The 12,365-nt window shown below is 61.0% G+C and carries 11 protein-coding genes and 1 tRNA gene; 8 read left to right on the forward strand and 4 right to left on the reverse strand.

Annotation, left to right across the window (positions count from 1 at the left end):
- Position 1: 1 nt before the first annotated feature.
- The 5 genes from pstA (at position 2) to phoR (ending at position 4,679) form a co-directional block, all read left to right on the forward strand.
- Positions 2-898, forward strand: a complete 897-nt coding sequence (gene pstA / locus PAN31117_RS25525) for a phosphate ABC transporter permease PstA (RefSeq protein WP_039402682.1) — start codon at positions 2-4, stop codon at positions 896-898.
- Between the two features lie 71 nt (positions 899-969).
- Complete coding sequence (pstB, locus tag PAN31117_RS25530) at positions 970-1,752, forward strand: phosphate ABC transporter ATP-binding protein PstB (protein WP_039397158.1); 783 nt, start codon at positions 970-972, stop codon at positions 1,750-1,752.
- A 21-nt stretch (positions 1,753-1,773) separates the two neighbouring features.
- Complete coding sequence (gene phoU, locus PAN31117_RS25535) at positions 1,774-2,481, forward strand: phosphate signaling complex protein PhoU (RefSeq protein WP_039397160.1); 708 nt, start codon at positions 1,774-1,776, stop codon at positions 2,479-2,481.
- 54 nt (positions 2,482-2,535) lie between these two features.
- Positions 2,536-3,237: a phosphate regulon transcriptional regulator PhoB gene (gene phoB, locus PAN31117_RS25540; protein WP_010805263.1), complete on the forward strand. Its 702-nt coding sequence runs from the start codon at positions 2,536-2,538 to the stop codon at positions 3,235-3,237.
- A 101-nt stretch (positions 3,238-3,338) separates the two neighbouring features.
- Positions 3,339-4,679, forward strand: a complete 1,341-nt coding sequence (gene phoR / locus PAN31117_RS25545; RefSeq protein ID WP_150740664.1) for a phosphate regulon sensor histidine kinase PhoR — start codon at positions 3,339-3,341, stop codon at positions 4,677-4,679.
- Between the two features lie 76 nt (positions 4,680-4,755).
- Here phoR and ppk1 read toward each other — a convergent pair whose 3' ends face one another.
- The gene (gene ppk1 / locus PAN31117_RS25550) at positions 4,756-6,870 is read right to left on the reverse strand and encodes a polyphosphate kinase 1 (RefSeq protein WP_150740665.1); all 2,115 of its coding nucleotides are present in this window, start codon (positions 6,868-6,870) and stop codon (positions 4,756-4,758) included.
- A gap of 152 nt (positions 6,871-7,022) precedes the next feature.
- Here ppk1 and ppx point away from each other — a divergent pair, with 152 nt between their 5' ends.
- Positions 7,023-8,564 (forward strand): exopolyphosphatase, encoded by a 1,542-nt coding sequence (ppx, locus tag PAN31117_RS25555; protein ID WP_150740666.1) that lies wholly within the window; start codon positions 7,023-7,025, stop codon positions 8,562-8,564.
- Positions 8,565-8,688: 124 nt separating this feature from the next.
- Here the strand turns inward: ppx and PAN31117_RS25560 are convergent, their stop codons facing one another.
- Entirely contained in the window at positions 8,689-9,516 is an 828-nt protein-coding gene (locus tag PAN31117_RS25560) for a GNAT family N-acetyltransferase (protein WP_150740667.1), read from the reverse strand.
- A gap of 205 nt (positions 9,517-9,721) precedes the next feature.
- Positions 9,722-10,198 carry a SixA phosphatase family protein gene (locus PAN31117_RS25565; RefSeq protein ID WP_150740724.1) on the reverse strand — a complete coding sequence of 159 codons (477 nt, stop codon included), beginning with the start codon at positions 10,196-10,198 and terminating at the stop codon, positions 9,722-9,724.
- Between the two features lie 189 nt (positions 10,199-10,387).
- Between PAN31117_RS25565 and PAN31117_RS25570 the strand changes: the two genes are divergently transcribed.
- Together PAN31117_RS25570 and PAN31117_RS25575 are read left to right on the forward strand one after the other, a co-directional pair.
- Positions 10,388-10,464 (forward strand) — tRNA-Pro (locus PAN31117_RS25570).
- Between the two features lie 297 nt (positions 10,465-10,761).
- Positions 10,762-11,343, forward strand: a complete 582-nt coding sequence (locus tag PAN31117_RS25575) for a hypothetical protein (protein ID WP_150740668.1) — start codon at positions 10,762-10,764, stop codon at positions 11,341-11,343.
- Positions 11,344-11,532: 189 nt separating this feature from the next.
- On the opposite strand, the gene PAN31117_RS25580 is transcribed toward PAN31117_RS25575, so the two are convergent.
- Positions 11,533-12,279 carry a GntR family transcriptional regulator gene (locus PAN31117_RS25580; RefSeq protein ID WP_174991125.1) on the reverse strand — a complete coding sequence of 249 codons (747 nt, stop codon included), beginning with the start codon at positions 12,277-12,279 and terminating at the stop codon, positions 11,533-11,535.
- Between the last annotated feature and the right edge of the window lie 86 nt (positions 12,280-12,365).

Below are 12,365 nucleotides of genomic sequence, written 5' to 3' on the forward strand. Positions count from 1 at the left end.
GATGACCCAACAAGCGCTCGAATTGGAAACGCCAGCCGTGAAGCCCACCGACGCCTTTACTCGCGTGCGTCTGCAAGCCTATCGCCGCCGCAAGAACATGTTCGCGATCGCCATGTCGCTCGCGGCCATGGCCTTCGGTCTGATCTGGCTGCTGTGGATCCTCTACACCACGCTTTCGCTCGGCATCGGCGGCCTGTCGCTGTCGCTGTTCACCGAAATGACGCCGCCGCCGAACACGGCCGGTGGCGGTCTTGCCAACGCCATCGCCGGCAGTCTGGTGATGGTGGGGGTTGCTACGCTGGTTGGCACGCCGCTGGGTATTCTGGCCGGTGTTTATCTGGCGGAATACGGTCAGAAGTCGTGGCTCGCGAGCATCACGCGCTTCATCAACGACATTCTGCTGTCGGCCCCGTCGATCGTGATCGGTCTGTTCGTCTACGCATTGGTTGTCGCGCAGATGGGCCACTTCTCGGCCTGGGCCGGCATTATCTCGCTCGCGCTGTTGCAGATTCCGATCGTGATCCGCACCACCGAGAACATGCTCAAGCTGGTGCCGAATAACCTGCGTGAAGCGGCCTTCGCACTGGGCACGCCGAAGTGGCGAATCATTGTGAAGATCACGCTGAAGGCGTCCATCGCCGGTATCGTGACGGGCGTGTTGCTGGCCGTGGCGCGTATCGCCGGCGAGACGGCACCGCTGCTGTTCACGGCGCTCTCGAACCAGTTCTGGTCGCTGAACCTGAACCAGCCGATGGCGAACCTGCCGGTCACCATCTTCAAATTTGCCATGAGCCCGTTTGCCGAGTGGCAATCGCTTGCCTGGGCGGGCGTATTCATCATCACCCTCGGGGTGCTGTTCCTGAACATTCTGGCGCGTACGTTGTTCGCCAAGAAGTAATCGGCAACTTCGAACGACACCACGCGACCATAACGCGACGACCAACGCATACCTGACGGTTGAGACAGACCATGACGAACCCGACCCAAGAAATCAAGCTGCCCTCGAAGATCGAAGTCAAGAACCTGAACTTCTTCTACGACAAGTACCACGCGCTCAAGAACATCAACCTGCGCATTCCCGACCGCAAGGTGACGGCCTTCATCGGCCCGTCGGGTTGCGGCAAGTCGACCCTGCTGCGCACGTTCAACAAGATGTACGCCCTGTACCCGGAGCAACGCGCCGAGGGTGAGATCAACATGGACGGCGAGAACCTGCTGACCGCCAAGCAAGACATCGCGCTATTGCGCGCCAAGGTCGGCATGGTGTTCCAGAAGCCGACGCCGTTCCCGATGTCGATCTACGACAACATCGCGTTCGGTGTGCGTCTGTTCGAAAAGCTCTCGCGCTCGGAAATGGACGATCGCGTGGAGTGGGCGCTGACGAAGGCCGCGCTGTGGAGCGAAGTGAAGGACAAGCTGCAACAGTCGGGCTACGGCCTGTCGGGCGGTCAGCAACAGCGTCTGTGTATCGCGCGCGGCATCGCGATCCGTCCGGAAGTGCTGCTGCTCGACGAACCGTGCTCGGCACTCGACCCGATTTCCACGGGCCGCATCGAAGAGTTGATCGCCGAACTCAAGGACGACTATACGGTTGTGATCGTGACCCACAACATGCAGCAGGCTGCACGTTGCTCGGACTTCACGGCGTATATGTACCTGGGTGAGCTGATCGAATTCGGCGAGACCGAAAAGATCTTCATCAAGCCGGACCGCAAAGAGACCGAAGACTACATCACCGGCCGTTTCGGTTGATGCCACGAGGAAACCCGCGACATGAACGATAAACACCTTTCCAGCCAGTTCGACACCGACCTGAATCAGGTTTGCTCGCGCGTCCTCGAAATGGGCGGCCTGGTCGAGTCCCAGATCGTCACGGCGATGCAGGGCCTGAACACGTTCGACCGCACGCTGGTCGACGAAGTGATCTCGAACGAGCATCGTCTGAACACTCTGGAAGTCGAGATCGACGAAGAGTGCAGCAAGATCATCGCCCGTCGTCAGCCGACCGCGCGCGACCTGCGTCTGCTGCTGTCGATTTCGAAGACGATCACCAACCTCGAGCGCGCAGGCGACGAGGCGGAGAAGATCGCCAAGCGTACCCGTCACCTGCTGGAAGACGGCGCGGCGCAAAGCGTGAATTTCGCCGAGATCAAGCTCTCGGGCGAGATGGCTGCTCAGCTGCTGCGCCGTACGCTCGACGCGTTTGCCCGTCTGGACATCGTGGCAGCCGCCGAGATCGTGCGCGACGATAAAGCCATCGACAATGAATTTCGTGGCTTCGTGCGAAAATTGGTGACGTACATGATGGAGGATCCGCGGACCATCTCCGCCGGTCTGGACTTCCTGTTCATTGCCAAGGCCATCGAGCGTATCGGTGATCACGCGAAGAACATCGCCGAATTCATCATTTACATTGTCAAGGGCACCGACGTCCGGCACATTTCGCGCGAAGACTTGCAGCGCAAAGTGCAAGGCGAATAAGGCAAATAAGGCGAGTAGAAGCGCCCGACATTACTGAAGGTTTGAGAGGAACCGATGCCTAGCAGCATTCTGATCGTGGAAGACGAGCCGGCGATTTCCGAGCTGATCTCCGTTAACTTGCAACACGCGGGTCACTATCCGATTCGGGCGTACAACGCAGAGCAGGCGCTCACGTTGATCAGCGACGTCCTGCCGGATCTCGTTCTGCTCGACTGGATGCTGCCTGGCAAGTCGGGCGTGACATTCGCGCGTGAGCTGCGTGCGAATGAGCGCACCAAGCACGTGCCGATCATCATGCTCACCGCGCGCAGCGAAGAGCAGGACAAGGTGATGGGGCTCGAGATCGGTGCGGACGACTATGTCACCAAGCCGTTCTCGCCCAAGGAGCTGATGGCCCGTATCAAGGCCGTGCTGCGCCGTCGTGCGCCGCAGCTGACCGAAGATGTGGTGAGCGTGAACGGCCTGAAGCTGGACCCGGCCACGCATCGCGTGACGAGCCACCAGTCGAGCGGCGACATCAAGCTGGACCTCGGCCCGACGGAATTCCGTCTGCTGCACTTCTTCATGACGCATCCGGAGCGCGTGCACAGCCGCTCGCAGTTGCTCGATCAGGTGTGGGGCGATCACGTGTTCGTGGAAGAGCGTACGGTGGACGTGCATATCAAGCGCCTTCGCGCTGCCCTCAAGCCGGCGGGCCACGATGCTATGATCGAGACCGTACGCGGCAGCGGCTACCGACTTACGAAGTCGGTCTGACGCGACGGGGTTCGACCGGGCTTCCCGGTCGAACCCGTCGAAAGCTGCCGTGCCCATGCCGCTCCTCAGGGTGAGGGCGACAAAATTCCTGTGCATCGTCTATGAATATCATCTGGGCCCGTGCGCTGGCGTTCCTGATCCTGCAAGCGGCCATTTCGGTGGCCGTCGGCTGGATTTTCGGCGCAAGCGCGGGTTACGTCACCGCAATCGCCCTGTTGGTGATTCAGCTTTTCTTCAACGTCTATCACGCCCAGCGCCTCTGGCGTTTGCTCGACGCCCCGGTCTACGGGGAAGTGCCGAGCGCTCTCGGGCTGTGGGGCGAAATCTATTACCGGCTGCACAAGCTGGCCAAGCGCTGGCATAACCAGGTCAAGCAGGTGGAACAACAGCACGCACGCTTCATTCAGGCGATCCAGGCATCGCCCAACGGCGTGATCATGCTCGACGAGCACAATCAGATCGAGTGGTGCAACGCGATTGCCGAGATGCATTTCGGCATCGATGCTAAGCGCGATCTGCGTCAACAGATCACACATCTCCTGCGCACCCCGGCCTTTGTGCATTACCTGTCGTCCGAACGCTACGACGAAGCGCTGCTCATGCATCACATGGGCGAGAAGCGCAACAACGTGTTGTCGATGCAGGTGTTTCCGTACGGCGACAACCGCAAGCTGATCATCTCGCTCGACGTGACCGATCTTGAGCGCACCGACGCAATGCGCCGCGACTTCGTGGCCAACGTCTCGCACGAACTCAAGACGCCGCTCACGGTGCTCTCCGGTTTTCTCGAGACGGTGGGCGAGCTGCCGCTGTCCCCGGACGAGATTCAGCGCTACGTGGAAATCATGCGTCAGCAGGCCGGCCGCATGCAGAACATCGTGAACGATCTGCTGACGCTGGCGAAGCTCGAAGGCAGCGGCAAGCCGCCTTCGGACGACCGCATCGACATGGGTATGCAGATGCGTTCGTTGCGCGGCGACGCCGAAGGCCTGTCGCAAGGTCAGCACGTGATCGAAGTGACGGGGGCCGAGGGGCTCGATCTGCGCGGTGCGGAAGGCGAGTTGCATAGCGCGTTCAGCAACCTCGTGAGTAATGCCGTGCGTTACACGCCGCAGGGCGGCAAGATCCGTATCGAGTGGGGGGCGACGGACGACGGGGGCGCTCGCTTCGCGGTGATCGACTCCGGACTGGGCATTCCGGCCGAGCACATTCCGCGTCTGACCGAACGTTTCTATCGCATCGACCGCAGCCGGTCGCGCGATACCGGTGGCACCGGCCTCGGGCTGGCCATCGTCAAGCACGTGCTCACACGCCATCAGGCCGATTTGCGCGTGACGAGCGAGGAAGGGCACGGCAGCACGTTCGCCATCCATTTCCCGCCGACGCGTGTGGTGCATCGCGCACCGGTCGATACGCCGTCGGATGTGTCGGTGAGTGGTTGATCTGTGATCTGTCGCTGAAATGAAAAAGGGGCTTTATCAAGCCCCTTTTTCAATGGTGAGCGCAAAACTCGCCGGTTTAGTTACCCGTCTGCACGTGCTGTGCGATCTCCTGCATGAGCACCATCTGACTGTTATAAGGCGTCTTGCCCGCACGGCGGCGCAGATAGCTGCCGTCCGGGCGCATCAGCCATGACAGCACGTTGTCGCGCAGATGCACCATCAGCCCCTCGCGAATCACGCGCGCCTTCAGGCGCTTGTCGCGCACCGGGAACGCCACTTCCACGCGACGGAAGAAGTTGCGTTCCATCCAGTCGGCGCTGGACAGCATGACGTGCTCGTCGCCGTTCGCATAGAAGTAATAGATGCGATGGTGTTCGAGGAAGCGTCCGACAATCGAGCGCACGGTGATGTTTTCGGACAATCCCTTCACGCCAGCGCGCAGCGAACACACGCCTCGCACGATCAGGTCGATCTTCACGCCTGCACGAGACGCCTTGTACAGCTCGGCGATGATCGTCGGCTCCAGCAACGCGTTCATCTTGGCGATGATGCGTGCCTTCTTGCCCGCAGCGGCCGCTTCCGTTTCGCGACGGATCGCTTCGAGCAGATGCGTGTGCATGGTGAACGGCGATTGCCAGAGGCCATTCAGATGCGTCTGACGACCGATGCCGGTCAGTTGCTGGAACACGACGTGCACGTCGGCGCACAGCGCTTCGTCGGCCGTCATCAGACCGAAGTCCGTGTACAGACGCGCGGTACGCGGGTGATAGTTGCCGGTCCCGAGGTGGACGTAGCGCTTGAGGAAGGTCTTCTTGCCCTGACGCGTGCGACGCACCACAAGCAGCATCTTCGCGTGGCACTTGTGGCCGACCACACCGTAGACGACGTGCGCGCCCACCGCTTCGAGCCGTGCGGCCCAATTGATGTTCGTCTCTTCGTCAAAGCGCGCCAGCAGTTCCACGACGACCGTCACTTCCTTGCCGTTGCGGGCTGCTTCCATGAGGGCGTCCATTAGCGACGACTCGTTGCCGGTGCGATAGATCGTCTGCTTGATCGCCACCACGTCGGGATCGCGTGCGGCTTGAAGCAGCAGTTCGAGCACGGGCTGGAAGCTGTCGTACGGATGGTGGAGCAGCAGATCGCCCTGATCGATGAGATCGAACATGGCAGGCGAGGCGCTCATGCGCTTGGGCAGTGCAGGCACGAACGGCACGAACTTCAGATCCGGGCGGTCGACCATCTCGGGCAGCGGCATCAGCCGCACGAGATTGACGGGGCCCTTCACGCGGTAGCAGTCCGAATCGGCCAGCCCGCATTCGGTCTGGAGACGTCGCACGAGGCGGGCAGGGGCGCCGGCGTCGACTTCGAGGCGCACGGCGTCGCCGAGGTGGCGGGCCGGGAGTTCGCCCTGAAGCGCGGTGCGAAGGTTGGTAATCTCGTCTTCGTCGACGAACAGGTCGCTGTTACGTGTAACCCGAAACTGATGGCAGCCTTTGGCGGTGAGGCCCGGGAACAGCGCGCTGGCGAAGCGCAGCATCAGTGAGCTGAGCAGCACGAAGCTATTGGGCAGCGGGGCAAGTGCGGGCGGCATCGGCACGAGGCGCGGCAAGGCGCGCGGGGCCTGGACGATGGCGAGTTCGGCGTCGCGGCCGAAGGCATCCTTACCTTCGAGTTCGACGGCGAAGTTCAAACTCTTGTTCAGCACGCGGGGGAACGGGTGGGCCGGGTCCAGCCCGATGGGCGTAAGCACCGGCACGAGTTCGCGCATAAAGTAGTCGCGGGCCCATTCGACCTGCGCGTCGTTCCACTGACCGGAGGGGTGGAACGCGATGCCTTCGGCTTCGAGTTTCGGCAGAATGCTGTCGAACATGGCGTACTGCTTTTCGACGAGCGCCTGTGCCCGGGCGCAGACTTGCGTGTAAACTTGCTGAAACGTCATGCCGTCCGGCGTGAGCATGCCCGGATTCTCGCGCATCTGCTCCTTCAGCCCGGCGACGCGGATTTCGAAGAATTCATCCAGATTGCTACTCACGATACAGACAAAGCGCAGGCGCTCGAGCAGTGGCGTGGCCGGATCGGCCGCCTGGGCAAGCACGCGTTCGTTGAACGCGAGAATGCCCAGCTCTCGGTTGAGCAGCGGGTAATTCATATTGAACGTGCGAAAGACATGGGATTGGCGTGAATTCTTCATCCGTATTGTTACAGTTATATGACATTCACATTTGTCAACGACGTGTCATATTCGATTTGTAACTTATTCGTCATTTATTTGTCGAGTGGCCGTCATGCTTTTAAAGTTAAGCATCGGACATTACGGCATTCTTCGCTCAGGCGCACCCCCACATGAGTACCCCATCGCCCTTGTTAGCAGCCGTCGATCTCGGCTCGAACAGTTTTCGCCTGATCATCGGCCGAGTGGAGGAGACTTCCGCCGGCACCCAGATCTATCAGGTCGATGCGCTGCGCGAGCCGGTGCGACTCGCCGCTGGCCTGAACGCTGAGAAGTATCTCGATCATCCGTCGCAGCAACGCGGCTGGGACGTGCTCAAGCGCTTCGGCGAGCGGCTGCGCGGTTTTCATCCCGATCAGGTGCGTGCGGTTGCGACCAACACTTTGCGCGTGGCCAAGAACGCGCAGGACTTTCTGGGCGAAGCGCAGCGCGCGCTCGGGTTCCCCATCGAAGTGATCGCCGGACGCGAAGAAGCGCGTCTGATCTACGCGGGCGCGGCGCACTCGGTGCCGACGTGTCCGGGCAATCGCCTCGTGGTGGATATTGGCGGTGGTTCGACCGAATTCATCATCGGCCAGGATTACGAACCGCTGATCATGGAGAGTCTCTATATCGGTTGTGTGAGCCACAGCCGTCAGTTCTTCCCTAGCGGCAACGTCGACGAGTATGCGATGAAGCAGGCCGAGCTGGCCGCTCGTCGCGAAATCCAGATCATTTCGTCGGCTTTCCGCGAAGCTGGCTGGTCGCAGGCCATCGGCTCGTCGGGCACGGCGCGGGCGCTGGCCGAATTGCTCGAAGCCAATGGCTTCAACGACGGCGGTGTGCATGGCCTTACGCGCGGCGGTCTCGAACGGCTGAAACGAGCACTGATCAAGGCTGAGAACGCCAACCGTCTCAAGCTGGCGGGCCTCAAGCAGGATCGTATCCCGGTGCTCCCGGGCGGCCTGTCCATCATGCTGTCCGTCTTCAACGAACTCGAAGTCGACCATATGGAGACGACGGACGCCGCGCTGCGTCTGGGCGTGATGTACGACTTGCTGGGTCGCACGCAGCATCAGGACATGCGCGCCGTGACCGTCGAGCAGTTCGTTCGCCGTTACGGCGTGGACCGTGCACAGGCGGAGCGGGTGGGGCGTCTGGCCGTGTCGCTGTACCGTCAGTTGCCGGTCGATTTCGATGTCGTCGATGGCGACGCATCCGATGACGCGCAGGACGAAGGCCGTGAGGAAGGCGAAGCGCTGCTCAACTGGGCATCATCGCTGCACGAGATGGGCCTGTCGATCTCGCACAGCGCTTATCACAAGCATTCGGCCTACATCGGCAGCAACGCGGACATGCCGGGCTTCTCGCGCCCGGATCAGGCGCGGCTGGCCGAGTTGCTGCTGGGGCACGTCGGCAAGCTGGGCAAGCTGGCCTCGCAGGCGCAGCAGGTTGACTGGCAGTTGCTGTTCTGTCTGCGTCTCGCGGTGCTGTTCTGTCGCCGCCGTACCGACGCGCTGCCGGAGAGCATCGATGTCGAACGCCTCGACGACGGTTTTCAGGTTTCCGTGCCGCGCGCATGGATCGAGGCTAATCCGCTGACCGATTACAGCCTGCAACGCGAAGCGCAGGAGTGGGAGAAGATCGGGATGCGTTACAAGGTGGTCTACGCCTGACGCCTGCGGCGCGCCCGGCTCAGGGCGTGTAGGACAGCCAACAAAAAAGCCCGGCTTTTGCCGGGCTTTTTGTTGTCCCTCAGGGGATTGAGCGGGGACAGAATACTTGGGGGGGCGGTGCTTGTCAGGCTTGCTGGAGTTTGCTGACGAGTTCCGGTCCGAGGAAGTGACGCGCGTAACGCGGGTTCATGTCGGACAGGCGGAACAGCGTGAGAAAGTCTGCGGTGTTGAAGTCAGGATCCCAGGCCGGTGCACCGCAGATGCGGGCGCCAAGGCGCAGGTAGCCTTTGACGAGGGCCGGCGGCTCGACCTCGAGGGTAGATTGCAGCTCGTCTACCGGCAGGGCGATACGGGGTACGGCGTGGTACTCGGCCGGGGCCATCGAGGTATCTTGCAGCTTGCGATAGAGGCTGGCGGCATAGTGACCGCCGTCGGCCATCGGCACGCTGGCGCAGCCGAGCATCGTCTCGAGACCGTTGCGCAGCATGTACTCGGCCAGACCGCTCCACAGGGCCATGATGACTGCGCCGTTGCGGTAGTCCGTGTGCACGCACGAGCGGCCGGTTTCGAGCATCTTCGGGCGCAGGTGATCCAGACGCGAGAGATCGAACTCTCCTTCGGAGTACAGACGGCCGAGGCGTTTCGCTTGTGAGGGGGGCAATACGCGATAGGTGCCGACGACCTTGAGCGAATCCTGATCGCGCACGATCAGGTGGTCGCAATATTGGTCGTATTCGTCGACGTCGAGGCCTGCGGGCCCCTTGACCGACGCGCCCATTTCTTCGGCGAAGACCTGATATCTCAGGTGCTGCGCTTCACGAAGCTCGCTTTCGTCGCGTGCCCACGCCACAGCCAGATTCGGTTTGACAGGCGTTTCAGGGCGAGGAAGACGCCTCCGCGACGTAGGGGTCAGCGAAGAGAGCGGCATAGTGGGGTTCGGCAGGTCGCGCATAAAAGCCCTTTTTGTGACGGTCGCGTTGCGACGTACTTTAAAAAGCATCAATGTCGATTCCGTGAACGGTAGGCGACAATTCTATGACAAAACGTCCGTTGTCATGAGTCAGACCCCCTATCCGACGCCTTACATCGTCCGATTCACGGGCATTTCCGGGCATTGAGGGACAAGCGGGGGCGATCTTCCTGCCCGATGAAAAATGTCAGATGAGATCGGGATTGACCACAGCGCGCACGACGACCTGGCTCTCGTCTTCACGACGACGGGAGGCGAGCCACCAGATGCCGCCTTTCTTGATCGTCCAGTAGGCTTCCTGGCCGCTCAGCAGGAGTGCTGCGAGTTGGCCGAGGGCGGGTTGATGGCCGACGAGCACGATGGTCTGCGCGGTGGCGGGCCAGTCGATGGCACCGAGCAGCGTGACGGCGTTTGCGCCGGGCGCAAGGTCGCGCACGATGCGCGGGGTGGGCGAGAGTGCCTGAGCGGTCTGGACGGCGCGTACGGCCGGGCTTGTGAGGATAAGGGCGTCGTCGGGCAGGCGGGGGCGGAGCCACTGTGCGGCCTTCTCGGCCTGTTTGCGGCCCCGGTCGGTGAGTTCGCGGGCTAGATCGGCTTGTGCGCTGAGTGCGAGGGAGGCGGGCAGGTTTTCGGCGTCGGCGTGACGCCAGAGAATCAGGTTCATCGACACGGGTTCTGACATGGTGAACCTCCCACTATGGCGGGGTTTCGTGGCGGCCGCGTGACTGTCATCGGCGCGATGATTGCGTAATGATTGTGCAGCCGATATCGGGAAAATGCTCAGAAGACGCCGGAAACTTGCGCGACGATTTGACGCGGCGCAAGAAAGCCTCTAGAATTCGTCCTCTTTCGTCGGAGCGTAGCGCAGCCTGGTAGCGCATCTGATTTGGGATCAGAGGGTCGTAGGTTCGAATCCTATCGCTCCGACCAAAAACCCCTTGCAGTACAAGCAGTTACGGAGCGCCCCATCGGGGCGTTTTTCGTTTGTCTAATCGTCGGAGTGAGTCGCCGCAGCCCTAAGCTGCTCCATCGTGTATCCGGCTCTCTCCGCGTCCGTCGGTGCCTTCGCACGGATGTCCGTGACGGTGTTGCCGTCTCCCCAAGTCCCACCCTCGTGCACGCTCCATCCGTCGCCATCCGCCTCGTTGCGGCACCGGATGCCCTTACGCCGATTTCGTGCGGACAACGTAGAATTCCGGACTACGAATTGATAACGGGGAATACATCTTGGACGACGTGAAAGCTGCGCAGATCGGCGCAGGGCAAGCGTTCTGGGCTCATTTGGAGAATCTGACGCGCGTTCCCGTCGGTCGGGCATTGGGGTTTTTCGTGCTCTTCTGCGGAGTTGCGCCTCAAGTCGTCATTTTCTGCGTAATCCGTAACACAGCGCCTGAGCGGGCGTTTGCTGCTGAACTGTCGTTGTGGGCGTATTTGATGCCCGTAATGGCCGCATTCATGGCAGGCCATGGAATCTTTGACAAGACCAACTCATCACGGACGCAAACGGTCGAGTATTCGACGTCGTGCTACTACGCTGCGGCCTTTATGATGCTGGTGGGATTAATCGCGCAAGTCGGATCGCAGCATGCGACAGAACAACCGTCAGTGCCGATCTACTACATGTATGTTTTGATTGGTCTCTTTGTGGCGGCGATCTTAGCGGTAATGATTCGATACGGATTTAGGTGGCGAGACAACAAATGGACACTCAACACGGCCGAGGCGCCGTGGCTCGCTATTCTTATGGGGGCGTTTTTGCTGGGGTTGTTCGTCGGTTGGGCGCTGGTGAGATTGATCCGCTGGTTATGATTGCGCAGCGGACACTCGAAAATGTCCCAGGTGGCGCTGTCAGCGAATAAACCTTTCCCACCAGAAGGACAGAAAGAAAAAGAGGTTAGCTTCGACTAACCTCTCTTTCTTTTGGTGGCTCATCGCGTCTTCGCGATTCCATCCCTCAGCGTCGTTTCCCGAATCCGGCGCGGCGTATCGGGTGCCGAGTCACTCCGCAATAGGGGGCAACGGGATCGGTTCACTAAACGACGTAGGGGCGACGCGCCGACGACGAAGCGACGCCAGGTGGGCCCCCATCGCGCTGGCGGCCGCCTGAGCGTCGCCAGCCGCAATCGCATCGAGCACTGCCGAGTGCTCGTCCTGTGTATGCGCGAGATCGCCCGGGGCGAGCAAGCGAAGTTTCCAAAGCCGCGCAGATCGCTCGTGCAACGAACGCATGATTTCCGTCAACGCGCTGTTCCCGGCCGCCTCAGCAATAATCCCGTGGAAATCGTGATCGATTTGCATGAATCGGTCGCGGTCGTCCGTACGACTCAATTCGCGCGATGCTTCGATTAGCTCCCGCATCCGGCTCAACTGCGCCTCTGTGCGCCGCTGCGCTGCCAATGCCGCAACATTGGCCTCCACCGCCCATCTCGCTTCGAGCAAGTCCAGTATCTCGTCCATCGACTCGCGGCGTATCTGAAGCCCCTTGCGCGGAATGATGTCGATCAGTCCTTCAAGCTTCAATCGCTGGATTGCGTGATGCACGGGGGAGCGGCTGAAGCCGATCAGCTCGCAAATCATCAGTTCGTTAAAAAACTGGCCGGGACCGAACTCCAGCGAAAGAATGCGCCGCTTGATCTCGACGTACGCCTGCTCTGCGAGTGACGCGCCCTTGGCAATCCGTCGAAGCGGCGACGGGCTGGGGGCTGCGTTGGGTGTTTCGAGATCGATAAGACTCGGCTTGGGCATTTCTGACGGTATCTCCTTCCGCAACTTCTGCATCTTATGCAACTTCAGCATCCTCACGCGGCTTCATGCCACATGGGCGCGCATCG

Origin of the sequence: Pandoraea anapnoica (assembly GCF_902459765.1) — a bacterium.
GTDB lineage: Bacteria > Pseudomonadota > Gammaproteobacteria > Burkholderiales > Burkholderiaceae > Pandoraea > Pandoraea anapnoica.

Excerpts from the sequence above, each read along its gene's own strand:
- pstA (WP_039402682.1), top strand. The coding sequence starts at position 2 with ATGACCCAACAAGCGCTCGAATTGGAAACGCCAGCCGTGAAGCCCACC.
- pstB (WP_039397158.1), top strand. The coding sequence starts at position 970 with ATGACGAACCCGACCCAAGAAATCAAGCTGCCCTCGAAGATCGAAGTC.
- phoU (WP_039397160.1), top strand. The coding sequence starts at position 1,774 with ATGAACGATAAACACCTTTCCAGCCAGTTCGACACCGACCTGAATCAG.
- phoB (WP_010805263.1), top strand. The coding sequence starts at position 2,536 with ATGCCTAGCAGCATTCTGATCGTGGAAGACGAGCCGGCGATTTCCGAG.
- phoR (WP_150740664.1), top strand. The coding sequence starts at position 3,339 with ATGAATATCATCTGGGCCCGTGCGCTGGCGTTCCTGATCCTGCAAGCG.
- ppk1 (WP_150740665.1), bottom strand. The coding sequence starts at position 6,870 with ATGAAGAATTCACGCCAATCCCATGTCTTTCGCACGTTCAATATGAAT.
- ppx (WP_150740666.1), top strand. The coding sequence starts at position 7,023 with ATGAGTACCCCATCGCCCTTGTTAGCAGCCGTCGATCTCGGCTCGAAC.
- PAN31117_RS25560 (WP_150740667.1), bottom strand. The coding sequence starts at position 9,516 with ATGCGCGACCTGCCGAACCCCACTATGCCGCTCTCTTCGCTGACCCCT.
- PAN31117_RS25565 (WP_150740724.1), bottom strand. The coding sequence starts at position 10,198 with ATGAACCTGATTCTCTGGCGTCACGCCGACGCCGAAAACCTGCCCGCC.
- PAN31117_RS25580 (WP_174991125.1), bottom strand. The coding sequence starts at position 12,279 with ATGCCCAAGCCGAGTCTTATCGATCTCGAAACACCCAACGCAGCCCCC.